A 25,596-nucleotide genomic window follows, 5' to 3' on the forward strand; every position below is an offset into this window, starting at 1 on the left:
GAAGCTTTAAACTCAGAATTGGCGATCGAGGGGAAGCAAAGCCTAGGATTTTCCACACATGACAAACAACCGCCCTCTCTATATTTATTTTTGAGCTGCAGCAACACTGAAAGAACAATATGAGCATTTTGGTCACTGGCGGCGCCGGCTTTATCGGCGGCAATTTCGTGCTGGACTGGCTGGCGCAGAGCGATGAGCGCATCATCAATCTCGACGCGCTGACCTACGCCGGCAATCTCGACACCCTGAAAACCCTGGGACAGGACCCGCGCCATGTCTTCGTGCGCGGCGACATCGGCGACCGCGCGCTGCTCGACGCCCTGCTGGCCGAACACCAGCCGCGCGCGGTGCTCAATTTCGCCGCGGAAAGCCATGTCGACCGCTCCATCCACGGACCAGGCGACTTCATCCAGACCAATGTGGTGGGCACCTTCAATCTGCTGGAGAGCGTGCGCGGCTACTGGACAGGGCTGGCGGACGCGGACCGCGCCGCCTTCCGCCTGCTGCACGTCTCCACCGACGAAGTCTACGGCACGCTGGGACCCGACGACGCGCCCTTCTCCGAGCGCCACCGCTATGAGCCCAACAGTCCCTACTCGGCGTCCAAGGCCGCGTCCGACCACCTGGTGCGCGCCTGGCACCACACTTACGGCCTGCCGGTGCTGACCACCAATTGCAGCAACAACTACGGCCCCTATCACTTCCCGGAGAAGCTGATTCCGCTGGTGATCCTCAACGCCCTGGCCGGCAAGCCGCTGCCCATCTACGGCGACGGCAGCCAGGTGCGCGACTGGCTCTACGTCAAAGACCATTGCAGCGCCATCCGCCGCGTGCTGGAAGCCGGCGTGCCCGGCGAAACCTATAATGTCGGCGGCTGGAACGAGAAAACCAATCTGGACGTGGTCAAGACGATCTGCGCGCTGCTGGACGAGTTGGCGCCTCAAGCCGACCCGGCGCGCCGCTACGCCGAACAGATCGCCTTCGTCGCCGACCGCCCCGGCCACGACCGCCGCTACGCGATAGACGCGCGCAAGCTGGAGCGCGAATTGGGCTGGAAGCCGCAGGAAACCTTCGACAGCGGCATCCGCAAAACCGTGGCCTGGTATCTGCAACATCAGGATTGGGTCGCCAACGTCAGCAGCGGCGCTTATCGCGACTGGGTGAACCAGCACTATGGCTGAGCGCTCACCCACCATTCTGCTGACTGGGGTCAACGGCCAACTCGGCCATCGGTTGCGGACCGCGCTGACGCCGCTGGGCGAGGTCGTCGCGCTCAGCCGGGCCGAACTGGACCTGAGCCGGGCAGACAGCGTCCGCCAGGCGCTGGAACGCCACCAGCCCGACATCATCGTCAATCCCGCCGCCTACACCGCGGTGGACCGCGCCGAGAGCGAGGCGGAACAGGCGCATGCGGTCAACGCCGCCGCGCCGGCGCTGCTGGCGCAATGGGCGGCTCAGCACCAGGCGCTCTTACTGCACTACTCCACCGACTACGTATTCGACGGCGCCGGCGAACAGCCCTGGCGCGAGAACGACCCGGCCCGGCCGCGCTCGGTCTACGGCCAAAGCAAATGGGCGGGCGAGGAGGCGGTGCGCGCCGCCGCGCCGCGGCACTTGATTCTGCGCACCAGCTGGGTGTTCGGCGACCATGGCGGCAACTTTTTGAAGACCATTCTGCGCCTGGCGCAGGAACGCGACAGCCTGAAGGTGGTGGCGGATCAGATCGGCTCGCCCACCTCCACCGCCCTGATCGCCGACGTCACCGTGGCCCTGCTGCGCGACTATCTGCGCGACCCGGCCGGCTTCGCCTACGGCAGCTACCACCTGGCGGCGCAGGGCGAAACCAGTTGGCACGGCTACGCCCGCTTCCTGGTGGCCGAGGCCGGCAGACTGGGCTATGCGCTGCGGCTGTCTCCGGCCGACATCGAGCCGATCACCACCGCCGACTATCCATTGCCGGCGCCCCGCCCCGCCAACTCCCGGCTGGACTGCGCCAAGCTGCGGCAGACCTTCGGCCTTGCGCTGCCGCACTGGGAAAGCGGCGTCAAACAAGTGCTGGCCGAACTCGGCGCCCAGCCGCAACAGAAAGACACTCAATGACTCAGGCACGCAAAGGCATCATCCTGGCCGGCGGCTCCGGCACCCGGCTGTACCCGGCCACCATTTCCGTCAGCAAACAATTGCTGCCCATCTACGACAAACCGATGATCTACTATCCGCTGACCACGCTGATGCTGGCCGGCATCCGCGAGATCCTGATCATCTCCACCCCGCAGGACACGCCCCGTTTCGAACAACTGCTGGGCGACGGCAGCCAATGGGGGCTGCGGCTGCAATACGCGGTGCAGCCCAGTCCGGACGGCCTGGCCCAGGCCTTCATCATCGGCGAGGACTTCCTGGCCGGCGCGCCGTCGGCGCTGGTGCTGGGCGACAACATTTATTACGGCCACGACTTTTCCGCCTTGCTGCAAGACGCCAACGCCAAGCGCAGCGGCGCCAGCGTGTTCGCCTACCGCGTCAACGACCCGGAACGCTACGGCGTGGTGGCCTTCGACGCCGACGGCAAAGCGCTGTCCATCGAGGAAAAACCAGCGCAGCCCAAGTCCAATTACGCGGTGACCGGGCTGTACTTCTACGACGAGCAGGTGGTGGACATCGCCAAGGCGATCAAACCCTCGCCGCGCGGCGAGCTGGAGATCACCGACGTCAACAACGTCTATTTGCAACAGGGCCAGCTCTCGGTGCAGACCATGGGCCGCGGCTACGCCTGGCTGGACACCGGCACCCATGAATCCATGCTGGAAGCCAGCCAGTTCATCGCCACCATAGAAAGCCGTCAGGGCCTGAAAGTGGCCTGCCCGGAGGAAGTGGCCTACCGTTCCGGCTGGATAGGCGACGAGCAGGTGCGCCTACTGGCCAAACCGCTGCAGAAGACCGGCTACGGCCGCTACCTGCTGGCGATGCTGGATCAGCCGGTCTATTGATCTTGACGAGCGACACATGAATATCATCGACACCCGCATTCCCGACGTCAAAATCATCGAACCCGCCGTATTCGGCGACGAACGCGGCTTCTTTTTCGAAAGCTTCAATCAACAGCGTTTCGAAGCCGCCGTCGGCCGCGCCGCGCCCTTCGTCCAGGACAATCACAGCCGCTCGGCCAAGGGCGTGCTGCGCGGCCTGCACTATCAGCTGGCGCCGCACGCCCAGGGCAAGCTGGTGCGGGTGATCGCCGGCGAAGTCTTCGACGTCGCCGTCGACATCCGCCCCGGCTCAGCCAGTTTCGGCCAATGGGTGGGCGTACACCTGTCCGCCGCCAATAAACGTCAGCTCTGGGTGCCGCCCGGTTTCGCTCACGGCTTCCTCACCCTGTCGGACAGCGCCGAGTTCCTGTACAAAACCACCGACTATTGGTTCAAGGAGCTGGAGCGTTCCATCGCCTGGAACGATCCGGAGCTGGCCATTGCCTGGCCGCTGGACGGCGAGCCGCAATTGTCGGCCAAGGACGGCGCCGCGCCCGGCCTGCGCCAGGCCGAACTGGGCTGAGCCGGAACCAAGCCCGAAAATGAAAACAGCGCCGCTTGCGGCGCTGTTTCTCTATCAAGCGGCAAGACGCTAATGTTTGCGGCCGATAGCGCGCGCGCCGATGTCGCGGCGCATCTGCTTGCCGGCGAACTGAATCTGGTCGGCCAGCACGTAAGCCTTGCCCTGCGCCATCTTGACGCTGTCGCCCAGGCCCACCGCGCACAACACGCGGCCGCCATTGCTGCGCAGCTGCTTGTCCGCGTCCAGGCTGACGCCGGCGTGGAACACCATGCCGTCCTCGCTCTCCGGCGGCAGGCCGCTGATCAGATCGCCCTTGCGCGGCGCTTCCGGATAGCCTTCGGCCGCCAGCACCACGCCCAAGGCCACGCGCCGGTCCCATTCCGCCTCCACCTGGTTCAGGCGGCCGTTGACGCCGGCTTCCAACAACACGGTGAAGTCCGACTTCAGACGCGCCATGATGGGCTGGGTTTCCGGATCGCCGAAGCGGCAGTTGAACTCGATGGTGTAAGGATTGCCCTGCGCGTCTATCATCAGCCCGGCGTAGAGGAAACCGGTATAGCTGTGGCCGTCCTTCTTCATGCCCAGCACCGTGGGCAGGATGATTTCGCGCATCACCCGGTTGTGCACCGCCGGCGTCACCACCGGCGCCGGGCTGTAGGCGCCCATGCCGCCGGTGTTCGGGCCCTGATCCTGATCCAGCAAGCGCTTGTGATCCTGGCTGGTGGCCATCGGCAACACGTGGTCGCCGTCCACCATCACGATGAAACTGGCCTCCTCGCCCTGCAGGAAGTCCTCGATCACCACGCGCGCGCCGGCGCTGCCCATCTTGTTGCCCACCAGCATATCGTCGATGGCGGCGTGCGCCTCGTCCAGCGTCAGCGCCACCACCACGCCCTTGCCGGCGGCCAGGCCGTCGGCCTTGATCACGATGGGCGCGCCCTTGGCGTCGACATAGGCATGGGCGGCGGCGGCGTCGCTAAAGGTTTCGTACGCGGCGGTGGGAATGCCGTGGCGCTTCATGAAGGCCTTGGCGAAATCCTTGGAGCTTTCCAGCTGCGCGCAATACTGGGTGGGGCCGAAGATTCGCAGCCCTTCGGCGCGGAAGGCGTCGACCACGCCGGCCGCCAGCGGCGCTTCCGGGCCCACCACCGTCAGTTCGATCTTCTCCTGCTTGGCGAAAGCCACCCACTCCGCCACGCTGCCGAGCTCGACGTTGGTCAGATTGGGGTCCAGCGCGGTGCCGGCGTTGCCGGGCGCGACGAAGACCTTGGATACCCGGCGCGACTTGGCGATGCGCCAGGCCAGCGCGTGCTCGCGTCCGCCGGAGCCGATAACCAGTACTTTCATGTTCGATGCTCCACTCGTTTTTACGGCGCGTCGCAACGCGCCGGATTCTTCACTCAGCCCAACTGCCAACGCAGCCAGGCGAACAAGACATTGCCGTTGTTGTGCCCGCCCGGGATATAAGTGGCCTGCAAGGCCAGGCGGCGGTATTCCACCGACACCAGCGGCAGCACCGCCGGCAAGGGCGCGTAGCTGTAGTCCGAGCGCGCGGTGACGCCGGCGGTGAAGCCCGCGCCCAAACGCCAGCCGTCCAATGGGCGCCATATTTTCTGGAAGGCGTAGCCGACGAAGGGCTCGACATCCTTGTGCGAATCCAGGAAGGCCATCGCGTACACCGCGTGCCAGTCGCCGTCGGCGTCGTAGCGATAACGTCCCGCGCCCAAGCCCCACGGCCGTTCGTTGAATTGCCGGATCTTCTCTCTATCGTAGAAGGCGCGGTTGTGCCACGTCACCGCCGGCACGTACAACTCGTACTGGTCGGAACGCCAGGTCGCCTCGATATTGGCGCGACCGCGTTGCCAGAAACCTTGCGGCTCGGCGGCCGTCTCTTCGGCCTGCGCCGCCAGGCTGGCGGACGCCAACAAGCCGGCGCCCAGCCAACAAACAATTGCTCTCATCGGAAAAACAACAAATCCATGTAAAGAAGCCGGCATGCCGGCCTCCTCCGGTTAATCGGAACCGCTCAGTGGCGGAAGTGACGCACTCCGGTCAGCACCATCGCGATGCCGTGCTCGTCGGCGGCGGCGAACACTTCTTCGTCGCGCATCGAACCGCCCGGCTGAATGATGGCCTTGATCCCCTGCTCGGCGATCACGTCGATGCCGTCGCGGAAGGGGAAGAAGGCGTCGGACGACGCCACCGCGCCCTGCAGGCTCAAGCCGGCGTCGGCCGCCTTGCGCGCGGCGATGCGGGTGGAATCGACGCGGCTCATCTGGCCTGCGCCGATACCGGCAGTCTGACCATTTTTACAGAAAACAATTGCATTCGACTTCACATATTTGGCCACGCGCCAGGCGAACAGCAGATCGGACAGCTCCTGCGGCGTCGGTTGACGCTGGGTCACCACGCGCAATTCGTCCAGGCCCACATTGCGGATGTCCGGCGTCTGCACCAGCACGCCGCCGCCGACGCGCTTCAGTTCGAAGCGGTTGGCGCCGATCTCCAGCGGGATTTCCAGCACGCGCACATTCTTCTTGGCGGCGATGACGGCCTTGGCTTCCTCGGTGAAAGCCGGCGCGATCAACACTTCCAGGAACTGGCCGGTCACCGCTTCCACCGTGGCGGCGTCCACCGGGCGGTTGAAGGCGATGATGCCGCCGAAAGCGCTGGTGGTGTCGGTGGCGAAAGCCAGCCGGTAGGCGCTCAAGGTGTCGCCCGCCACCGCCACGCCGCAGGGGTTGGCGTGCTTGACGATGACGCAGGCGGTGTCGTCGAAGGTCTTCACCGCCTCCCAGGCGGCGTCGGCGTCGGCGATGTTGTTATAGGACAGTTCCTTGCCCTGCAGCTGACGGTAATTGGCGATGGAGCCGGCGGCCGGGTCCAGATCGCGATAGAAGGCGGCCGCCTGATGCGGGTTCTCGCCGTAACGCATGTCCTGCACTTTGACGAACTGGGCGTTGAGGCGCTTGGGGAAGGCCACGCGTTCCGGCTTGCCCGCCAGCGCGCCGTCGGCCAGGCTGGTCAGGTAGTTGGAAATCGCGCCGTCGTAGGCCGCGGTGTGGGTGAAGGCCTTCTTGGCCAATTCGAAGCGGGTGGCCTTGGACAGCGCGCCGCCGTTGGCGCGCATCTCCTCCGCCAGCGCCGCGTAATCGGCCGCGTCGGTGACGATGGCCACGTGCGCCCAGTTCTTGGCGGCGGAACGCACCATGGTCGGACCGCCGATGTCGATGTTCTCGATCGCGTCTTCCAGTTCGCAGTCCGGATTGGCGATGGTGGCTTCGAACGGGTAGAGGTTGACGCAAACCAGATCGATGTTGCCGATCTCATGCTCGGCCATCTTGGCCACATGCTCCGGCAGATCGCGGCGGCCCAGGATGCCGCCGTGCACTTTCGGATGCAGGGTCTTGACCCGGCCGTCCAGCATTTCCGGGAAGCCGGTGTAGTCGGACACCTCGGTCACCGGCACGCCGGCGTCGGCCAGCAGCTTGGCGGTGCCGCCTGTGGACAGGATGTGCACCCCTTGGGAAGCCAGGGCCTGGGCGAATTCCAGAATGCCGCTCTTGTCGGAGACGCTGATCAGCGCGCGTTCGATTTTGCTCATGGTTCTCTACCGCGTTAACTAAAAAGGAACACAAAAAAAACCGGCCACCCTATTCGGTATGGCCGGTTTGTCTTCATATCAAATCATAAGACTTCATCTTTTTACGCAGGGTGTTGCGGTTCAATCCCAGCAACTCCGCCGCCCGGGTCTGATTGCCCTGGGTGTGTATCAGCACCACCTCGAGCAATGGCTTTTCCACGCAAGCCAACACCATGTCGTAGATGGCGGAGGGGTTCTCGCCATCCAGGTCCCTGAAATACTGTTCCATCGCCAGCCGCACCGACTGCGAGATATGGTCATTGTTCTGCATGGTTATTATTCTGTCCAAGTCTGATTGGAATTAGCCATCCACCACCGTCTCCGAGTCGTGGTCCAACGCTTCCCCAGCGCCATCCAAATACACCAGCCGTTCAGAGTCCCCGGCCAAACGGTCGAAATAGGCCGCCACGGCCAAGCGCTGCTCCGCCGTGGACTCGAGTTGGTACATCTGCTGGCGGAACGCGTTGCCGCCCTGCAGTCCCTTGGTGTACCAGGCGATGTGCTTGCGGGCGATGCGGCAGCCCGAATATTCGCCGTAAAACTGGTATAGCTCATCCAGATGCCCCAGCAAGAGCTGGCGGATCTCGCTCACTTCCGGCGGCGGCAGGCATTCGCCGCTCTCCAGAAAATGCTGGATTTCGCGGAAAATCCACGGCCTGCCCTGGGCCGCCCGTCCTATCATGATGGCATCGGCGCCGGTATGTTCCAGCACCCACTGTGCTTTCTGCGGGGTATCGATGTCGCCGTTGGCGATCAGCGGAATCCGGATCTGCCGCTTCACCTCGCGTATCGTGTCGTACTCGGCCGCGCCGCGATACATATCCTCGCGGGTGCGGCCGTGCAAGGCCAGCGCGGCGATGCCGCAATCCTCGGCCAGCTTGGCCACCCGCAGCGCGTTGCGGTGTTCCGGGCTCCAGCCGGTGCGCGTCTTCAGCGTCACCGGCACGTCCACCGCCTTGACCACCGCTTCCAGGATGCGTCCCACCAGCGCCTCGTCGCGCAGCAAGGCCGAGCCGGCGGCCACATTGCACACCTTCTTGGCCGGACAGCCCATATTGATGTCGATGATCTGCGCGCCGCGCTCCACGTTGAGCCGCGCCGCCTCGGCCATCTGCGCCGGATCGGAGCCGGCGATCTGCACCGAGATCGGCTCCACCTCGCCGGCGTGGTCGGCGCGGCGCAAGGTCTTGGCCGTGGTCCACAGCGCCTTGTTGGAGGTGATCATTTCCGATACCGCCATGCCGGCGCCCAATTGCTTGCACAGCATGCGGAACGGTCTATCCGTCACCCCGGCCATGGGCGCCACGATCAGCCGGTTTTTCAATGTGTACGAACCAATGCGCATGCTTGCGAAACTCTGGGATAGCTGACTGAAGGGCCGGTATTGTAAAGCTTTTTCCCAGGAACGTGGATTTTTTTTGCTTATTTTTTGAGCAAACCCCATAGCGTCAAGCCATGGGGTCGCGGGGATGAGGTGGAAGTTGGCCGATAAGCCGGGTCTTGTCGTTGGACAGTCATTCCTCTAGGCCTGCCGTTACCGACAGGCTCAAGCGACCTACCCGGGGATATACGCGAGCAACGTCAATTCCCCCTATTTGGTCTTGCTCCGGATGGGGTTTTGCCTGCCGTCCGTGTTACCACGTCCGCGGTGCGCTCTTACCGCAGAATAGGGCACCACACCCTATCTGTCCGACCGGGCTCTCGCCCGGCCAGTACACCTTTTCACCCTTGCCTGATCCGTCTCGCCGCTTGCGCGGCGAAATCAAGAGTCCACGTCCTTGCGGACGCTTCCTCCGGCCATCGGCGGTTCAGCTCTCTGCGCCACTTTCCATCGCCTCACGACGTCCGGCCATTAACCGGCATCCTGCTCTGCGGAGCCCGGACTTTCCTCCCCGTCCGTTCTTGCGAACGAACGCAGCGACTGCCTGGCCAACTTCCGGCCGCCATTCTACCCGATTCCGCCCCGGCCGGCCCGACATTTTGCCATGACAAACGCGATAATCCCTTATACTGGCGGGTCCATCGAGCGATAACGACAAAAACATGGAGTTGAATCAGGCCAAGCTGTCCCGTCTGCAATTGTTTGGCACGCTCGCCATTGTGTTCATGCTGGCGCTGACCTTGTCCAGCTACTTCCTGCTGAGCAGCTGGAACGATTTCCAGGCCCGCCAGCACACCATACGCCAGGACGCTTACGCGCGCGCGCGCGACTACCTGCGCTCCTACGCCGACCACGCCGCGCAAACCCTGTCCGCGCTGCGCGAACGCACCAACGACACCCTGAAGCAAAGGCTGCGCGAACAGGTGGACCAGGCCTGGAACCTGGCCGACGCCATCTGGCGCCAGGAACGCCTGCGCCGCCCGCCGCATCAGGTGCAGCGGCTGATCGCGGAGGCGCTGCGGCCGCTGCGCTACTTCGACGGCCGCGGCTATTTCTTCATCGACGGCCTGGACGGACGCTGCGTGCTGCTGCCCACCGCGCCGCAGCTGGAGGGCGGCTCGCTGCTGGCCAACCGCGACGATCAGGGCCGCTACATCATGCGCGCGCTGATCGAGTCGGTGGACAACCCGCAACAGCGCGGCTTCAGCTCCTACCGCTGGTACCAGCCGGGCCGCGGCGAGATGAGCGAGAAAGTCGCCTACGCCCGCCGCTTCGGCCCCTACAACTGGCTGATAGGCAGCGGCGAATACCTGAACAATGTCGAAACCGACATGCAGAAGCAAGGCCTGGAGATGCTGGCGCGCATGCGCTTCGGCCACGACAGCGGCGACTTCATGATCATAGACCGCCACGGCGTGATCCTGCTGGACCCGTCCAATCCGGCGATGAACGGCAAGCACTACTCCGCCCTGCCCGGCGCCGACCGCGGCCGCATCGCCGAACTGATCCGCCGCGGCAAGCAAGGCGGCTTCATGGAATACCTGATCAGCAGCCTGGACGCGCCGCAAGGCGAACGCTATCTGTCCTACGCGCGCCAGCTGCCCGGCTGGGACTGGACCCTGGTCACCAGCCTGCGCGTGCAATCGATAGAGGACAGCAGCCAGCGCGCGCGCCAGGAACTGGAGCGCAGCCTGCGCGAACGCATCGTCGCCACCCTGCTGCTGACCCTGGCCGCCCTCTTGGTCGCCGCCGCTTTCTGCTGGTTCTTCCTGCGCTGGCTCAACGCGCTGGTGCAGCGCTACCGCCAGGACTTGCAGCAAAGCCACCTCTCGCTGGAACAGCGCTCGCGCGATCTGCGCCTCAGCCATTTCATGGTGGACAACGCCACCGATCTGATCGCGCTGCGCAACGCCGCCGGCGACATCGTCTACTGCAACCAGGCGGCGCGCCAACGGCTGGATTGCGGTTGCGACGCCGCGACGCTGACCCGCGCGCTGTTCCGCCCGGCCGCGGACGCCCTGCCCCACACCTTCGACGCCCGGCTGCAGTGCTGCGGCGAGGAGCAATGGCTGGAAGTCACCGTCAGTCCGCTCAACTACCAGGGCGAAGACTATCTGTGCGCCACCGGCCGGGACATCACCGCGCGCCGCCAGACCGACCGCCAGCTGCGCCTGGCCGCCAAGGTGTTCGAATCCAGCAACGAGGCCATCCTGGTCACCGACCCGGACAACCGCATCCTGGCGGTCAACCGCGCCTTCTGCGCGATCACCGGCTACGAGGAGGCCGAGGCGCTGGGCCAGACTCCCGCCCTGCTCGCCTCCGGCCGTCACGAACCGGCCTTCTTCGAAAACATGTGGCAGCAGCTGACCCAGCGCGGCCAGTGGTCCGGCGAGATCTGGAACCGTCGCAAGAACGGCGACATCTTCCCGGAATGGCTGAACATCAGCGTGCTGCAGAACGAACAGGGCGAGATCAGCCACTATGTGGCGCTGTTTACCGACATCTCCGAACGCAAGGAGCAGGAAGCGCGGGTGCAGCACCTGGCCGAATACGACGCGCTGACCGATCTGCCCAACCGCGTGCTGATCAACGACCGGCTGCAGCAGGCCATCCGTCAGGCCGAGTTGCGCCAGGGCCAGCTGGCGGTGCTCTTCGTCGATCTGGACCACTTCAAGAACATCAACGACACCCTGGGACACGGCCTGGGCGACGAATTGCTGAAACAGGCGGCCGGCCGCCTAAGCGCCGCCGTGGGCGCGCTGGACACCGTCGGCCGCACCGGCGGCGACGAGTTCGTGCTGATCCTGCCGTCCATCGACCAGCCCGGCGAGGCCGCGCAAGTGGCCGAACGCGTGCTGGCCGCGATGCAGCGGCCCTTCGACATCGGCGCCCATCAGCTCAACGTCAGTTGCAGCATAGGCATCAGCCTGATGCCGGACGACGGCCGCGATCTGCAGAACCTGCTGATGAACGCCGATCTCGCCATGTACCACGCCAAGGCGCACGGCCGCAGCACCTTCCGCTTCTACACCCGGGAAATGAACGTGGAAGTAGCCGAAAGGCTGCATCTGGAAACCCGGCTGCGCCGCGCCATCGAACACGGCGAGCTCTACCTGGTTTATCAGCCGCAATTCAATATGAGCGGCGAACGCCTGCTGGGCTGCGAGGCGCTGGTGCGCTGGCGCGATCCGGAACACGGCCTGATCATGCCTTCGCGCTTCATCCCCATCGCCGAGGACACCGGCCTGGTGGTGCCGCTGGGGCGCTGGGTGCTGGGCGAAGCCTGCCGCCAGGCGGCGCAATGGTACGACAGCGGCCTGCGCCCGGTGCGCATGGCGGTCAATGTCTCGGCGCGGCAGCTGACGCGGCCGGACTTCGTCGACGATGTGCGCGACGCGCTGCAAAGCAGCGGCCTGCCAGGCTACTGCCTGGAGATCGAAGTCACCGAAAGCACGCTGATGGAGGACGCGGACTTCGCCGCTCGCCAGTTGGCGGTGATCAAGGCAATGGGGGTGCGGCTGTCCATCGACGACTTCGGCACCGGTTATTCCAGCCTGGCCTATCTGAAGCGCTTCGCGCCGGACACCATCAAGATAGACCGCTCCTTCATCATCGACCTGCCGCAGGACGAGGAAAACGCCGCCATCGTCTCCGCCATCGTCCACCTGGCCAACGCGCTGGGCATGGACACTCTGGCCGAGGGCGTCGAGCATCCGCAGCAGCAGGACTATCTGGGCAAGCTCGGCTGCTCGGCGATGCAGGGTTATCTGCTGGGCGCGCCGCTGTCCGCGGAGGCGATGGAGCAAAGAATGGACGCGCTGCGGCAACGGCTGTCCGTCTGAATCCGGCCCGGCGATGCCGGGCCGGCAAGCTCAGTCCAGCGGCCGGTTCGCCGTCTCAGGCACCATCGCCAGCCCTATCATCGACACCAGGATGCACAACACCGCGTACAGCGCCGGCGCGTTGGGATCGCCGGTCAGCCGGATCAGGCCGGCGGCGAAGAACTGGGCGAAGCCGCCGAAAATCATCACGCCCACGCAGTAGACGATGGACATGCCGCTGGCACGGATGCGGCGCGGAAACAACTCCGGCAGCACCGCGATGCTGGGCACCGCGGTCAACACCAGCGGCACCGTCAGCAGCACCACGACCAAGAGCAGCGTCGGCAGACCGGGCGCGGCGTTCAACAGCATGAAGCCCGGATACAGCAAGAGCAGCAAGACCAAGCGCGGCCACAGAATGGAACGGCGACGGCCGACGCGGTCGCTCCAGCGTCCGGCCGCCACCGACAGCAGCACTTGCAACAGAGCCGCGGTCGACGCCGCCCAGATCGCCACCGCCAGCGGCATGCCCAGCACCGTCACCGCGTGATTGGCCAGATAGTGGGCGATGATGAAGTTGGGCCCGGTGCCGCCTATGGTCAGCAATACCCCGGCCAATATCTGCCGCCCGTGCCGGCGCAGCAAGGGCCCGGCCGGTTCCGTCGTCGCCTGCGGCGCCACCGCCGAGGCCGCGGTCTCGTCCAGCTGGCTGCGGATATACTCGCCCACCGGAATCGCCAGCACCCCGATGGCGAACACCAGCCGCCAGCCCCAGGCCTCCATCGCCGCCGCCGGCAACAGCGCGCTCAGCAAACTCACCGTCAGCGTGCCGGCCAACACCCCCAGGCCCTGGCTGAACAGCTGCCAGCTGCAGTAGTAGCCGCGCGACTTGTCGTCGGCGTACTCCATCAACATCGAGGTGGCCGCCCCCACCTGGCCGCCGACGGCGAAGCCCTGCACCAGCCGTCCCAGCACCACCAGCGCCGGACCGAGCAGGCCGGCCTGGGCGTAGGTGGGCGCCACCACGAACAGCATGGAGCCTATCGCCATCAGCCACAGGCTCAGCCGCAGCGCCGGCTTGCGTCCCTTGCGGTCCGCGTACAGGCCGATGACGATGCCGCCTATCGGCCGGCTGATGAAGCCGGTGCCGAACACCGCGAAGGACAGCATCAGCTGCAGCAGCGGCTCGTCGCTGAACGGAAAGAACAAACGCCCCATCAAGGTGGCCAGCGCGCTGTAGACGATGAAGTCGTAGAACTCCAGCGCATTGCCCACGGTGATGGCGGTGATCGCGCGCCGGCTGGGCGCGGCCGGCCGCGCCGCCGACAACTGGGCGGCCGTCATTGCCCGCCCCCGGCCGCGCCGCCCAGATAGCGCTCCACCAGCTTGACCCAGTAGCTGGCGCCCACCGGCAAGGCCTGGTCGTTGAAGTCGTAGCCGGGGTTGTGCACCATGCAGCCGCCCTCGCCGTCGCCATTGCCTATGATCAGATAACAGCCCGGCACCCGCTCCAGCCAGAAGGCGAAATCCTCGCTGCCGGTCAGCGGCGGCATCTCCGCCACCACCCCGCCCTCGCCCAGCCAGTCCACGGCCACCTGCCGCGCCAGCGCGGTGGCCGCCGCGTCGTTGACCAGCACCGGATAGCCGTCCTGGTAATCCACTTCGGCACGCGCGCCGAAGCCGGCGGCCTGGGCCGCGGCCAGCGTCTCGATGCGTTGGCGCAGCAAGGCGCGCACCTGCGGCCGCAAGGCGCGTATGCTCAGCCGCATTTCCGCGCTCTCCGGAATCACATTGGGGGCCTCCCCGGCCAGGATGGCCCCCACCGTCACCACCGCCATGTCCAGCGGCGACACATTGCGCGCCACCACGCTTTGCAGCGCCATCACCAGGGACGCGGCCACCACCACCGGGTCCACCGCCTTGTCCGGTACCGCGCCGTGGCCGCCGGTGGCGCGGATGCGGATCACCGCGGTGTCGGCGGAAGCCATGAAGGGGCCGGGCCGGAAGCCCAACTGGCCCACCGGGAAACCCGGCATATTGTGCATGGCGAAGATGGCGTCGCAGGGGAAGAGCCGGAACAGGCCGTCGTCCAGCATGCGCTTGGCACCGCCCTTGCCCTCTTCCGCCGGCTGGAAAATCAGATGCACGGTGCCGCTGAAGCTGTCGCGCCGCGCCAGCTCGCAAGCCGCCGCCAACAGCATCGCGGTATGGCCGTCGTGGCCGCAGGCGTGCATTTTTCCCTCCACGCGGCTGGCCCAGGGCAGGCCGGTGGTTTCCTGGATGGGCAGCGCGTCCATATCGGCGCGCAGGCCTATGCTCGGCCCCGCGCCGCGGCGCAGGGTGCCGACCACGCCGGTCTCTCCCAGTCCTTCGTGGATCTCGTAGCCCCAGTCGCGCAGGCAGCGGATCACATGGCGGCGGGTCTCCACCTCTTCGAAGCCCAGTTCGGGGTGGGCGTGGATATCGTGGCGCAGCGCGATCATCGCCGGGGCGATATCGCGGATGCCGGGCAGAATGGGGGCGTTCATGGCGTCGTCTCCTTGGTATCTATCACGCTCTTGTCGCACACTGTCGTGGCGACGACGGACGCGGCGCCGCGACTGCGATCCCAGACTAGCGGCAATAGTTAATAGGTGAATAGCCGCAGAACGGTGATCGAGAACACTTCTGGTTGTCGGTTTGGAGACGAGATGAAACTGCAGCAACTGCAAGCGCTGATCGCGCTGGCCGACGGCGGCGGCATTCGCGCCGCCGCCCGCATGTTGGAGCTGTCGCAGGCGGCGGTCAGCAAAACACTGCGCGAACTGGAGGAAGAACAGCGGCTGCCCCTGCTGCAAAGGCACGCCAGCGGCGCGCGGCTGACCGAGGCGGGCCGGGCCTTGCTGATCCACGCGCGCCAGGTGGCGATGCAGCTGGAGCGCGCTCATGACGAATTAGAGGCGCTGCGCGGCCAGCGCGACGCCAGGCTGTGCATAGGCGTCACGCCTTGGCTGGTGCCCACGCTATTGCCCGAGGTGGTGTTGCGCTTTCGCCAACGGCTGCCGGCGATCCGGCTGGAATTGTTCGAAGGCCTGCTGGCGGTGGCGCTGCCGCGGCTGCGCGACGGCCAGATGGATTTCGCCATCAGCCCGCTGTTCGACCCGCTGGCTCAGGAATTCCATTGCCAGCCGCTGTTCAGCCACGGCGGCCGGGTGTTCGCCCGCAACGGCCATCCAGCGCTGCGCGCGCAGTCCTTGTCCGAGCTGCTGGAACAGGATTGGGTGGTCAATTACAGCCCCTCCAGCTATCGCCACGTGCTGGACCGGCTGTTCACCCGCCACGGCCTGCTTATCGCGCCGGAACGGCTGATCTGCGCGCAGTCGATGGCGCTGCTGGCCGGCCTGGTCCAGGCCGGCATGCTCAGCTACGGGCCGGAGCCCTTGCTGCTGTGCCCGGAATTCGCCGGCAAGGCCCAGGCCTTGTCGCTGCGGGAAGACATGGAGGATATCGTCATCGGCGTGATCAGCCTGCAGGGGCAGGCCCACGGCTACGCCGCCCGCTGCTTCATCGACTGCCTGCGGCAGACGCTGCGCCAGCGCATGCGCTCGGCCCGGCCGGAGGACCGGGCCTTGGCGCGGATGCTGACGCTGCGGTTTTAGAGGCCGTTCAAAGCCTGCGCGCTTCGGCGACGCCGCATCGCGCTCAATCGAAGCGCAAGGTGTAGCGCGACTCCACCGAGGCGTCGGTGCCGGCCCGCAACACCACCGACCAGCCCCTGCTCAGCTGATACGCCAGCTTCACCGCCTGGTTCGCGCTGGTCACGCCGTACTCGTAGCCCAGATACAGTTCGCGGGTCAGCTGGCGGCCCACCGTCACCACCTGCTCCGCCGGGCTCACCGTGCCGTTGGCCAAGGTCTTTTCCTTGCGGCTGGACACGCCCAGATCGTCGAACAGGCCGATCTGATCGTTGAGCGAGCCGGCCAGCATCATGCCGGCGGAGGCCGCCAGATCGTTGTCGTCGCGCTCGCCGCTGGCCGCCCGGCCCAAGACCAGCCAGGCCAGCTTGTCCTTTTCCGACATCGGCTCGTCGGCGATCAACCGCACCTTGGGCACCGACACCGAACCGCTGACTTCCACCCCGGCGCCCACCGGCGACAGCCGGCGCTTGGCGCGCACATTGAGCAGGGGGTTGTCCAAGGGACCGTTGAAGGTGATGGCGCCGTACTCGATGTCCAGATCCTGGCCATAGGCCTTGTAACGCCCCTTGACCACCCGCACCTGGCCCTTGGCGCCCGGCGCTTCGCCCGGATTGGCGCTGACGCGCACCGAGCCGGTCAGATCCACGTTCAGGCCCTGGCCGGAGAAGCGGAAGTGGTCGCCCAGGTCCAGATCCAGCGCCACCGTCAGCGGCATGCTGGCGAAGGCCGACGGCTCCGGCCCCGGCCGGCCCTTGACCATCACATCGTCGCCCAGGCTGGGCGCGCCGAACTTGGGCAGGCCGATGCGGCCCTGGTCTGCGCGGATATGGCCGGTCAGCGACAATTTGCCGGCCACCATCGCCAGCTCCGTGCGGCCGGACACCACCAGGCGGCGGTTGGGCCGGTCGAACACGCCGAACTTGCGCAATTCCACCGCCACCCGCGCGTCCGGGGTGTCGCCGCTGAGATCCAGCGCGCCGCTGGCCGCCACCTCGCCTTCGCCGCCGGCGAAGCGCAAACGGTCCAGCACCAGCTTGCGGCCGTCCAGCCGCGCCAGCAGGCTGCCGTCGCCCAGGCGGATGCCGGTGCGGCGGTCCGCCAGCAATAATTTGTCGCCGCGTATCGTCCCTTGGGCCATAGGCTGGCTCAAGGCGCCGGTCAAAGCCAGATTGGCGCTGATCTGGCCGCCCAGCTCCAGCGAAGGACCGGCGAAGCTGGCCAGCGTCGCCAGCGAAGGCACGCTGGCGCTGACCGTGGCGTTGAGCGGGGTCTTGGCGTCGATGGCGCCGCCGTTCCACGGCACCGAGCCCTTGCCTTGCGCTTGGGCGTAGCGGCTGTCCAGATTCAGGTCGAACAGCGCGCGCCCGCCGTCCAGCGTCAGGGTGACGGCGGCGGTCTTCAGACCCAAGGCCACGTCCTTGCCCTTGTCGCCCGGCAGCTGCACGTCGCCGCCGGCGCGGCGCAGCGTGAACTGGCCCTTGGCGTTGGCCGCCAGATTCAGGTTCCAGTCGGAATCGAAGCTCAGATCCTGCTTCACCGGCAGGCTGAGCAAGGGCCCCAGCTCCGCCAGCCGCAGGCCGCGCGCGGAGCCGCGGGTGCTGAGCGCGCCGTTGGCGCCGCGGTTGAGTTCGGCCAGGGTGATGCTGCCGCCCAAGGCCGACAGCCGGGCGTTGCCCACCTTGATCTGCTCGCCCAGTTCCAGCGCCACCGGCGCCAGCAGGCTAAGGCCGGGACGGCCGCTCAACTCCAGCTTGCTCAGGGTGCCGGCCCAGGGCCCGGCCTCGCCGCGCAGACCGCCGCTGGCCGCCAATTGCAGCGCGTAAGGGTGGTCGGCCAGGCGGAAACGGCCGTCCAGTTGCAGGCCGTGGCGCGCGCGCGTGCCGTTGGCGCTGGCGCGCAGCTGCTCGGCGCGGAAACCGCCGGCTTGCAGCGCGGCCACGTCCAGCTTGAGTTGGAACGGGCTGTTCTGGTCGGCCTTGACGTTGCCGCTGAATTGCATGCTCTGCACGGCGATATTGCCCGGCAACTTCAGACGGTCGGCTTGCAGATTGGCGCTGATCAACGGCGCCTTGGGCGTGCCCGCCAACTCGCCCTGGCCCTTGACCACGCCGGAGAAACCGGGGCCGATCAGGCCGAGATTGGGCGCGTCGATCAAGAGTTTGAGCTTGTCGCCGGCGGCGCCGTAAGCACCGTTGGCCTGCAGCCGGTTCTGCGCCAGCTTCAGATCGGCGCTGAGCGACTTCAAGCGTTCGCCCTGCAGCTGCAGATCGGCTCCGCCGCTGAGCGGCGCGCCGGACAGCTTGCTGGGCGCGAATTGCAGCTTGGCCGCCACGCTCAGCGGGCTGGCCAGCTGACCCTTGGCCTGCAAGCTGGCGTTGAGGTCGCCGCTGGGCAGGCCGGGCTTGAGTTTGGACGGGTCGGCGCGATTGAGCTTGCCGTTGAAATCAAACAGCTGCTTGCCGTCCAGGCCCAGTTGACCGGCCAGCGCCAGGGTGCCGACGCCGGCGGTCAACTCCGCCTGCCGGATCAGCAGCGCCGGATGCGGCGCCGGCGCGAAACCGACATCGGCCTTGGCTTGCAGGGTTTTGCCCTTGAGTTGGGCGAGGATGTTCGGCCCGCTCAAGGGGCCGTCCAGCGTCACCCGGCCGTCCAGGCTGTCGTCCGGCGCGTCCGCGTGCAATTGCCTCAGGCCCAGCTTGGAGACATCCAGCGCCAGCTTGAGCCTATCCGGCCGCAGCTGGCCGGCCAGGCCGATTTCGCCGCCGGCGATCCGGGCGCGGGTATTGAACAGCTCCAGCGCCTTGTCGTCGGCGCGGAACTCGCCGGCCAGCAAGGACAGCGGCAGCCGCTGCTCGGACAAGGGGCCGGCCAGCTCATTGAGCAGAGTCAGGCCGCCCTTGACGCGCTGGCCGGCGTCCGGCTCGGCGAACACCGCCAGGCTGAGCTTGGCGCGCGGCCATTCCGGCAGGATGGCCTGCGGATTGATGCCGGCCATGCGCGCGTCCAGCCGGGTGAAACTGTTGAAGGGATTGCTGGCGAAGGGCAGCAGGCCGCCCTTGACGTCGGCCACCAGGTCTTTGCCGGACAGCTCGCCGTCAAAGCTCAGGTGCAGCAGATCGCCGCCCAGCGCCAGCCGCGCCTGATAGGGAATCTTATCCAGCTCGCCGTCGGCGCTGAGCTTGCCCTGCAGCGCGAAGGGCTTGGCGTCGGCCAATTGCAGCGCCGCCGCGGCCTCGCCCCAGGGCGAGCCCAGGCGCTTGAGCTTGAGATCGTGGCGCCGGCCGTCGTAGACGTAACCGGCTTCCAGGCCGTAGAGCCGCAGCTTGGCCGGTTCCAGCGTCACGCTGGCCACGCTCAGCCGGTCCAGGCGGACGCCCAGGGGCAAGGCCAGCGATTCCGGCGCGCCGCTGGATGGGGCGGCCGGCGTCGGCTTGACCGCCACCTTGACGTGGCCCACCGCCAATTGCCTCACCCACAATTGGCGCTGCCACAAGGCGCTCGGCCGCCAGTCCAGCTGCACGGACTCGATGTCCACGTCGCTGCCGGCGCTGCGCACGCGCACCTCGCTCAGTTTGAAGCCGTCCCACAGCGTGCCTTCGGCTTGCTTGACGCTGACGGCGTTGCCGCTGAGGCCGCCCAGCGACTGCATCAGCCAGGCGAAGCCGGCGCGGCTGCCGGTCAGCCAGGCGCTGGCGGCCAGCAAGAGCGCGATCAGCAGCAAAGGCAGCCACAGCAGCCAGCGCCAGCGGCGGCGCTTGGGCTTGGCCGGCGGCGGCGGCGCGGTGTCGGGAGTTTGGGGAGTGTCGGTTTCGCTCATGAATGCATTCGGGTCAGAAAGCCAGGCCCAGGCTGAGGTTCCAGCGGATCTTGCCGTCGCGCTCCGCTTTGGCGAAGTCGAAGGCCAGCGGAGCCACCGGGCTCATCCAGCGCACGCCGACGCCGTTGGCGCGCTCCACTTGGAAGCCTTTCCAGCTCTGGCTGGCGTTGCCGGCGTCGGTGAACAGCGCCAGATACCAGTCCGGCTTGATCGGGATTTGGTACTCCAGGCTGCCGGTGGCCACCACGCGGCCGCCCAGCACCGAGCCGTTGGGGCCCGGCAGGCCCAGGCTCTGGTAATCGTAGCCGCGCACGCTGTTGGCGCCGCCGGCGCGGAACAGGATGGAGGACGGCACCGCGTCCTTGTCGTTGGCCCACACCTGGCCCAGTTCCAGCCGGCCGACGAAGGTGCCGTACTTGGGAAACGGCGACCAGTATCCGACGGTGCGGGCGTAGCCGCGCACATAGGAGGTGGAGGACAGGGCGCTGCCGACGGTGCCGGAAAGCTGGAAGTCCAGCAAAACGCCGGAGCGCGGCCGCATCAAATCGTCCACCGCGCGCTGGGTCCAGCCGTAGACCAGCTGCAAGGCGCGGGTGTCCTTATTGGACACGCCGCCGGCCTCTTCGCTTTCCAGCAGGTATTGCAGGCCGAGACGGGCCTCGATATTGCCGCGGGTGCGGGTGCGCCAGCCGCCCACGTCGCTACTGCGGGTTTTCAGGCCCTGCACGTCGTCGGTCTTGAAAGCGCTGGTGATGGAATGGGAATAGCCGTCGGACTGGCGCGGAAAGCCCAGGCCCAGCGACAGCGATTGCTGGTTTTTCTTCCAGTTGGTCACTAGCGAACCGGTGTAGCCGCGGCGGAAAATATTGTAATGGTCGTAGCCGACGCGCAGGCCGGGGCCGTCGCCGGAGTCGTAGATCAAACCCAGCTCCAGCTTCTGGCGCGGCATCTCGGTGACGTCCACCTCCACCGGCACCCGATGGGTGTCCGGGTCGATATGGGCCATGTCGGGGCTGACCACCACATTGGAGAAATGCGGCGCCTGCTCCAGCGCCGACTGGTAATCGAAGATCTTCTGCAGCCGGTAGGCGGTGCCGGGGGAGAAATCGGCCAGACCGGTGGCGATCTTCTCCGGATAACGCTTCATGCCTTTGACGGTGATCTCGCCGAACAGGATCACCGGCCCGCTGTCGATATCCACCAGCAATTGCGCGCGCCGGGTGGCCGGATCGATTTCCGCCGCGCTCTTGCTGATCTGCGCCTTGGGGAAGCGATCGGCGGTGATGAGCCGCATCACCGCGCGCTTGCTGCCGTCCCAATCGGACTGCCGGTAAGGCGCGCCCATGGGCAGCGACCAGGCCTCCAGCACCGCGGCGAAGCGTTGCTGGAAGTCGCCTTCGTCGCGTATCGGCCCGTTGAGGCGGATGACCACGTCGTCTATCAGCGTGGGCTCGCCGGGCTTGACCTCGACCACGTACTGCCGGGCGCTTTCTTCGCGCACATTGACGCGCGCGTCAAAATAACCCTCGGTCTCCAACAGCTTGCGCGCGTCCTCCGGGGTGCTTCGCACCAACTCGGTCAACAGCGTCTCGTCCATTTCTTCTTCCAGACGGCTGGTGACCAATTCCAGATTGTCTTGCAGCAAGCCGGCCAGGCCGGAAGGCGCGTCGACGCGCACGCTGTAATCGAGCTTGGCCCAGACGGGCGTCGCCGACAGCAATAAGATCAATGAAATAAGCAGGCGGGAGCTTGGCATGGTCCGATTCGTTTGGTGTCGAGGCCATGGTAACGAAACTTGCGGCGGCTGGCGAGAAGCGGCGGGGCGGCTTCAAAATCGCGGGAACAGACCGGCGTTTTCTTAAACCAAAAGCTTAATTTATATTCAACCGTAATTCAGATTCACACGCAACAGCCATACATTTTTCTCATGGCGGCCGCGCACGCGCGCCGATTACGGGCGCAGGGCGGTGTGACAGGCGAAATCGGCAATAGTTTTGCCGCCCCGTCATTTAAGACGATGCGCATAAAAAAGGGCGGACCCGAAAGTCCGCCCCTCATCCTTGCCGCGCCGCGCTTACTTCTTGCGCTGCGGCGGCAAATCGGTGCAAGTGCCGTGCGCCACTTCCGCCGCCATGCCGATGGACTCGCCCATGGTCGGGTGCGGGTGGATGGTCTTGCCGATGTCGGTGGCGTCGCAGCCCATTTCGATGGCCAGGCAGACTTCGCCTATCATGTCGCCCGCGTGCGGGCCGACAATGCCGCCGCCGATGATCTGGTGGCTTTCGGCGTCGAAGATCAGCTTGGTGAAGCCTTCGTCGCGGCCGTTGGCGATGGCGCGGCCGGAGGCGGCCCACGGGAACACGCCCTTCTCGATCTTCAGGCCCTGCTTCTTGGCCTCGTCCTCGGTGACGCCAACCCAAGCCACTTCCGGATCGGTGTAAGCCACGCCCGGAATCACGCGCGCGTCGAAGTAGGACTTCTGGCCGGCGCAGTTTTCCGCCGCCACATGGCCTTCATGCACGCCCTTGTGCGCCAGCATCGGCTGGCCGACGATGTCGCCGATGGCGAAGATGTGCGGCACATTGGTGCGCTGCTGCTTGTCCACCGGGATGAAGCCGCGGTCGGTCACCGCGATGCCGGCGTTCTCGGCGCCCAGCAGCTTGCCGTTGGGCGCGCGGCCGGTGGCGTACAGCACCAAGTCGTAGCGCTGCGGCTCTTTCGGCGCTTGATCGCCCTCGAAAGTCACCCACACGCCGTCGTCCTTGGGCTCCACGGCCACGGTCTTGGTGTTGAGCATGATGTTGTCGAAACGGTGGGCGTTCCACTTCTGCCACACTTTGACCAGGTCGCGGTCCGCGCCCTGCATCAGGCCGTCCATCATTTCCACCACGTCCAGGCGCGCGCCCAGCGTGGAGTAGACGGTGCCCATTTCCAGGCCGATGATGCCGCCGCCGATGATCAGCATGCGGTTGGCCACGCCCTTCAGCTCCAGCGCGCCGGTGGAATCCACCACGCGCGGATCGTCCGGGATGAAGGGCAGCTTCACCACGCGGGAACCGGCGGCGATGATGGCGTTCTTGAATTTGACGATCTTCTTCTCGCCGCTCTCTTCGCGTCCCTTGCCGGTGGTGGCGGACACTTCGATATGATGCGGATCGATGAAATGGCCGTTGCCGCGCACGACTTCCACCTTGCGCGCCTTGGCCATGCCGGCGAGGCCGCCGGTCAGCTTGGCGATTACTTTTTCCTTGTAACCGCGCAGCATGTCGATGTCCACTTCCGGCTTGCCGAACTTGATGCCGTTGGCGGCCAGATGGCTGACTTCGTCGATCACCGCCGCATTGTGCAGCAGCGCCTTGGACGGGATGCAGCCCACGTTCAGGCAGACGCCGCCCAGGGTGGCGTAGCGCTCGACGATGACCACTTTCAGGCCCAGGTCGGCCGCGCGGAAGGCGGCGGAATAACCGCCGGGACCGCCGCCCAACACCATCACGTCGCACTCGATGTCGGCGCCGCCGCTATGGCTGGCGGCCACCGGAGCGGCTTGCGGCGCGAAACCGGCCTGGGTGGTGGCGGAAGCGACGCCGGTAGTTTCCACCGGCCTGGGCGCGGCCGGAGCCGCGGCGGCGCCGGCGGCTTCAACGATCACGATCACATCGCCTTCGGACACTTTGCCGCCGACTGCGATCTTGACTTCTTTTACCACGCCGGCGGTTTCCGCCGGCACTTCCATCGTGGCCTTGTCGGTTTCCAGCGTGATCAGGCTGGCTTCTTTCTCGATCACGTCGCCCGGCTTGACGAAGACTTCGATCACGTCCACGTTGTTGTGGCCGCCGATGTCCGGGACTTTCAGTTCAATCAGATTGCTCATGGTTTTCCATCCGCAACGTAAGGCGGAAGCCCGGGGGCCCCCGCCGCTATTCAGCAGAGTCGTTCGCTTGGGCGGCGCGCTCCGGCCAGGCCGGGGCGTCCGCCCGGCTGGCGATTACAGAATCAGGCGGCGCACATCGGACAGCAGTTTGCCCAGATGCACGGTGAAGCGCGCGGCGGCGGCGCCGTCGATCACGCGGTGATCGAAGGACAGCGACAGCGGGCACATCAGGCGCGGCGCGAATTCCTTGCCGTTCCACACCGGCTTGATCTGCGATTTGCAGACGCCGAGGATGGCCACTTCCGGCGCGTTGACGATGGGCGTGAAGCTGGTGCCGCCAATGCCGCCCAGGCTGGAGATGGTGAAGGTGGCTCCCTGCATGTCAGTGGGCTTGAGCTTGCCTTCGCGCGCCAGCTTGGACAGATCGGTCAGTTCCTGGGCGATCTGGCGCAGGCCCTTCTTGTCCGCGTCCTTGATCACCGGCACCACCAGGCCGTTAGGCGTGTCGGCGGCGAAGCCGATGTGGTAGTACTGCTTCAGCACCAGATTGTCGCCGTCCAGCGAGCTGTTGAAGTTCGGGAAAGCTTTCAGCGCCTCGGCGGCGGCCTTGATGATGAAGGCCAGCGGGCTGATCTTCAGGCCGGACTTTTCCCATTCCTTGCCCACGGTCTTGCGGAAGTCTTCCAGCTCGGTGATGTCGCACTCGTCGTTGAAGGTTACGTGCGGGATCATCACCCAGTTGCGCGACAGATTGGCGCCGGAAATCTTCTGGATGCGGGACAGCGGCTTGGTTTCGATCGGGCCGAACTTGGCGAAATCGACTTTCGGCCACGGCAGCAGATCCAGACCGCCGCCGGAGGAGGCCGCGGCGGCCGGGGCCAGCGCCGCCGGGTTCTGCATCACGCCCTTGACGAAGGCTTTGACGTCTTCTTCGGTAATGCGGCCCTTGCGGCCCTTGCCCTTGACCTTGCCCAGGTCCACGCCCAGTTCGCGCGCCAGACGGCGCACGGACGGACCGGCGTGGGCTTTGGAGAAGGAGGCTTCGTCGATGGCGGCGGCGGCCTTGGCAGGAGCGGCGGCGGGCGCGGCGGCCACCGGGGCCGGGGCAGCCGAGGCGGCGGCAGGAGCCGGGGCGGCGACAGCTGCGGCTGCCGGAGCGGCGGCGGCGGCAACGGCGCCTTCGACCACCACGATCAGATCGCCTTCGCTGACCTTGTCGCCCACTTTCACTTTGACTTCCACCACGCGGCCGGCGGCGGAGGCCGGCACTTCCATGGTGGCCTTGTCGGTTTCCAGCGTGATCAGGCTGTCGTCGACGGCGATCTCATCGCCGACCTTGACGGTCACTTCGATCACGTCGACGCCGTTGTGGCCGCCGATGTCCGGCACGCGGATTTCGCTGCGGCCGGAAGCCGCCGGCGCGGCAGGCGCGGCGGCGGGAGCGGCTGCAACCGGAGCCGGAGCCGCGGCCGGAGCAGCTGCGGGAGCCGGTGCGGCGGCTGCCGGGGCCGGCGCGGACGCTGCGGCGCCCACTTCCAGGATGGCGATCACGTCGCCTTCGGAGATCTTGCCGCCGACGACGGCTTTGACTTCCTTGATCACGCCCGCGGTTTCCGCCGGCACTTCCATGGTGGCCTTGTCGGTTTCCAGCGTGATCAGGGAATCGTCCACGGACACGGTCTGGCCCGGGACGATGAATACTTCGATGATGTCTACATTGCTGTGACCGCCGATGTCGGGCACTTTCAATTCGATCAGATTGCTCATGAGCTTTCCATTCGTAAGGCGGAAGCCCCTGTCGGGGCTTGCCGCCGGATATCCGCTACAGATTCGCTTGCCA

At 66.2% G+C, this 25,596-nt stretch carries 17 protein-coding genes and 1 other RNA gene; 6 read left to right on the top strand and 12 right to left on the bottom strand.

Annotation, left to right across the window (positions count from 1 at the left end; all coding sequences use genetic code 11):
* Window positions 1–119 precede the first annotated feature (119 nt).
* Genes rfbB through rfbC form a run of 4 tightly spaced genes read left to right on the top strand, consistent with a single transcriptional unit; the run spans window position 120 to window position 3,546 of the window.
* Window positions 120–1,181, top strand: a complete 1,062-nt coding sequence (gene rfbB / locus JC616_RS22770; RefSeq protein ID WP_227105619.1) for a dTDP-glucose 4,6-dehydratase — start codon at window positions 120–122, stop codon at window positions 1,179–1,181.
* Window positions 1,174–2,100 carry a dTDP-4-dehydrorhamnose reductase gene (gene rfbD, locus JC616_RS22775; RefSeq protein WP_227105621.1) on the top strand — a complete coding sequence of 309 codons (927 nt, stop codon included), beginning with the start codon at window positions 1,174–1,176 and terminating at the stop codon, window positions 2,098–2,100. Before rfbB ends, rfbD begins: the two co-directional genes overlap by 8 nt.
* On the top strand, window positions 2,097–2,984 hold the full coding sequence (gene rfbA / locus JC616_RS22780; protein WP_205464805.1) for a glucose-1-phosphate thymidylyltransferase RfbA: 888 nt from the start codon (window positions 2,097–2,099) through the stop codon (window positions 2,982–2,984). The genes rfbD and rfbA overlap by 4 nt, the downstream gene beginning before the upstream one ends.
* A 16-nt stretch (window positions 2,985–3,000) precedes the next feature.
* Window positions 3,001–3,546: a dTDP-4-dehydrorhamnose 3,5-epimerase gene (gene rfbC / locus JC616_RS22785; RefSeq protein WP_227105624.1), complete on the top strand. Its 546-nt coding sequence runs from the start codon at window positions 3,001–3,003 to the stop codon at window positions 3,544–3,546.
* Window positions 3,547–3,615: 69 nt separating this feature from the next.
* Here rfbC and purD read toward each other — a convergent pair whose 3' ends face one another.
* From purD to rnpB, 6 genes are all read right to left on the bottom strand, one after another.
* Window positions 3,616–4,893 (bottom strand): phosphoribosylamine--glycine ligase, encoded by a 1,278-nt coding sequence (gene purD / locus JC616_RS22790; RefSeq protein WP_107801027.1) that lies wholly within the window; start codon window positions 4,891–4,893, stop codon window positions 3,616–3,618.
* Window positions 4,894–4,946: 53 nt separating this feature from the next.
* A complete protein-coding gene (gene pagP, locus JC616_RS22795) occupies window positions 4,947–5,507 on the bottom strand; it encodes a lipid IV(A) palmitoyltransferase PagP (RefSeq protein ID WP_227105626.1) in 561 nt (186 codons plus the stop codon).
* Window positions 5,508–5,572: 65 nt separating this feature from the next.
* Window positions 5,573–7,150, bottom strand: a complete 1,578-nt coding sequence (gene purH, locus JC616_RS22800) for a bifunctional phosphoribosylaminoimidazolecarboxamide formyltransferase/IMP cyclohydrolase (protein WP_107801029.1) — start codon at window positions 7,148–7,150, stop codon at window positions 5,573–5,575.
* Window positions 7,151–7,223: 73 nt separating this feature from the next.
* The gene (gene fis / locus JC616_RS22805) at window positions 7,224–7,460 is read right to left on the bottom strand and encodes a DNA-binding transcriptional regulator Fis (RefSeq protein ID WP_019100932.1); all 237 of its coding nucleotides are present in this window, start codon (window positions 7,458–7,460) and stop codon (window positions 7,224–7,226) included.
* 30 nt (window positions 7,461–7,490) lie between these two features.
* On the bottom strand, window positions 7,491–8,534 hold the full coding sequence (gene dusB, locus JC616_RS22810; protein ID WP_107801030.1) for a tRNA dihydrouridine synthase DusB: 1,044 nt from the start codon (window positions 8,532–8,534) through the stop codon (window positions 7,491–7,493).
* A 128-nt stretch (window positions 8,535–8,662) separates the two neighbouring features.
* Window positions 8,663–9,126: RNase P RNA component class A (gene rnpB / locus JC616_RS22815), an RNA gene on the bottom strand.
* Between the two features lie 106 nt (window positions 9,127–9,232).
* Between rnpB and JC616_RS22820 the strand changes: the two genes are divergently transcribed.
* Window positions 9,233–12,412 carry a bifunctional diguanylate cyclase/phosphodiesterase gene (locus JC616_RS22820; protein ID WP_227105627.1) on the top strand — a complete coding sequence of 1,060 codons (3,180 nt, stop codon included), beginning with the start codon at window positions 9,233–9,235 and terminating at the stop codon, window positions 12,410–12,412.
* A gap of 30 nt (window positions 12,413–12,442) precedes the next feature.
* On the opposite strand, the gene JC616_RS22825 is transcribed toward JC616_RS22820, so the two are convergent.
* Together JC616_RS22825 and JC616_RS22830 are read right to left on the bottom strand one after the other, a co-directional pair.
* Window positions 12,443–13,735, bottom strand: coding sequence for an MFS transporter (locus tag JC616_RS22825; RefSeq protein WP_227105628.1), 1,293 nt, complete (start codon window positions 13,733–13,735; stop codon window positions 12,443–12,445).
* Window positions 13,732–14,919 carry a M20 aminoacylase family protein gene (locus JC616_RS22830; RefSeq protein ID WP_227105629.1) on the bottom strand — a complete coding sequence of 396 codons (1,188 nt, stop codon included), beginning with the start codon at window positions 14,917–14,919 and terminating at the stop codon, window positions 13,732–13,734. Before JC616_RS22830 ends, JC616_RS22825 begins: the two co-directional genes overlap by 4 nt.
* A 162-nt stretch (window positions 14,920–15,081) precedes the next feature.
* Here JC616_RS22830 and JC616_RS22835 point away from each other — a divergent pair, with 162 nt between their 5' ends.
* Window positions 15,082–16,029: a LysR substrate-binding domain-containing protein gene (locus JC616_RS22835; protein WP_227105631.1), complete on the top strand. Its 948-nt coding sequence runs from the start codon at window positions 15,082–15,084 to the stop codon at window positions 16,027–16,029.
* 43 nt (window positions 16,030–16,072) lie between these two features.
* Here JC616_RS22835 and JC616_RS22840 read toward each other — a convergent pair whose 3' ends face one another.
* From JC616_RS22840 to aceF, 4 genes are all read right to left on the bottom strand, one after another.
* A complete protein-coding gene (locus tag JC616_RS22840) occupies window positions 16,073–19,885 on the bottom strand; it encodes a translocation/assembly module TamB domain-containing protein (protein WP_227105633.1) in 3,813 nt (1,270 codons plus the stop codon).
* 13 nt (window positions 19,886–19,898) lie between these two features.
* Complete coding sequence (locus JC616_RS22845) at window positions 19,899–21,641, bottom strand: autotransporter assembly complex protein TamA (RefSeq protein ID WP_227105635.1); 1,743 nt, start codon at window positions 21,639–21,641, stop codon at window positions 19,899–19,901.
* A 318-nt stretch (window positions 21,642–21,959) separates the two neighbouring features.
* Window positions 21,960–23,756, bottom strand: coding sequence for a dihydrolipoyl dehydrogenase (gene lpdA / locus JC616_RS22850; protein ID WP_227105637.1), 1,797 nt, complete (start codon window positions 23,754–23,756; stop codon window positions 21,960–21,962).
* A gap of 114 nt (window positions 23,757–23,870) precedes the next feature.
* Window positions 23,871–25,523, bottom strand: coding sequence for a dihydrolipoyllysine-residue acetyltransferase (gene aceF / locus JC616_RS22855; RefSeq protein ID WP_227105639.1), 1,653 nt, complete (start codon window positions 25,521–25,523; stop codon window positions 23,871–23,873).
* Window positions 25,524–25,596: the final 73 nt, after the last annotated feature.

The sequence above is a fragment of the Chromobacterium rhizoryzae genome (assembly GCF_020544465.1).
GTDB lineage: Bacteria > Pseudomonadota > Gammaproteobacteria > Burkholderiales > Chromobacteriaceae > Chromobacterium.

Coding starts and splice junctions, on each gene's coding strand:
- rfbB (WP_227105619.1), top strand. CDS start 120: ATGAGCATTTTGGTCACTGGCGGCGCCGGCTTTATCGGCGGCAATTTC.
- rfbD (WP_227105621.1), top strand. CDS start 1,174: ATGGCTGAGCGCTCACCCACCATTCTGCTGACTGGGGTCAACGGCCAA.
- rfbA (WP_205464805.1), top strand. CDS start 2,097: ATGACTCAGGCACGCAAAGGCATCATCCTGGCCGGCGGCTCCGGCACC.
- rfbC (WP_227105624.1), top strand. CDS start 3,001: ATGAATATCATCGACACCCGCATTCCCGACGTCAAAATCATCGAACCC.
- purD (WP_107801027.1), bottom strand. CDS start 4,893: ATGAAAGTACTGGTTATCGGCTCCGGCGGACGCGAGCACGCGCTGGCC.
- pagP (WP_227105626.1), bottom strand. CDS start 5,507: ATGAGAGCAATTGTTTGTTGGCTGGGCGCCGGCTTGTTGGCGTCCGCC.
- purH (WP_107801029.1), bottom strand. CDS start 7,150: ATGAGCAAAATCGAACGCGCGCTGATCAGCGTCTCCGACAAGAGCGGC.
- fis (WP_019100932.1), bottom strand. CDS start 7,460: ATGCAGAACAATGACCATATCTCGCAGTCGGTGCGGCTGGCGATGGAA.
- dusB (WP_107801030.1), bottom strand. CDS start 8,534: ATGCGCATTGGTTCGTACACATTGAAAAACCGGCTGATCGTGGCGCCC.
- JC616_RS22820 (WP_227105627.1), top strand. CDS start 9,233: ATGGAGTTGAATCAGGCCAAGCTGTCCCGTCTGCAATTGTTTGGCACG.
- JC616_RS22825 (WP_227105628.1), bottom strand. CDS start 13,735: ATGACGGCCGCCCAGTTGTCGGCGGCGCGGCCGGCCGCGCCCAGCCGG.
- JC616_RS22830 (WP_227105629.1), bottom strand. CDS start 14,919: ATGAACGCCCCCATTCTGCCCGGCATCCGCGATATCGCCCCGGCGATG.
- JC616_RS22835 (WP_227105631.1), top strand. CDS start 15,082: ATGAAACTGCAGCAACTGCAAGCGCTGATCGCGCTGGCCGACGGCGGC.
- JC616_RS22840 (WP_227105633.1), bottom strand. CDS start 19,885: ATGAGCGAAACCGACACTCCCCAAACTCCCGACACCGCGCCGCCGCCG.
- JC616_RS22845 (WP_227105635.1), bottom strand. CDS start 21,641: ATGCCAAGCTCCCGCCTGCTTATTTCATTGATCTTATTGCTGTCGGCG.
- lpdA (WP_227105637.1), bottom strand. CDS start 23,756: ATGAGCAATCTGATTGAACTGAAAGTCCCGGACATCGGCGGCCACAAC.
- aceF (WP_227105639.1), bottom strand. CDS start 25,523: ATGAGCAATCTGATCGAATTGAAAGTGCCCGACATCGGCGGTCACAGC.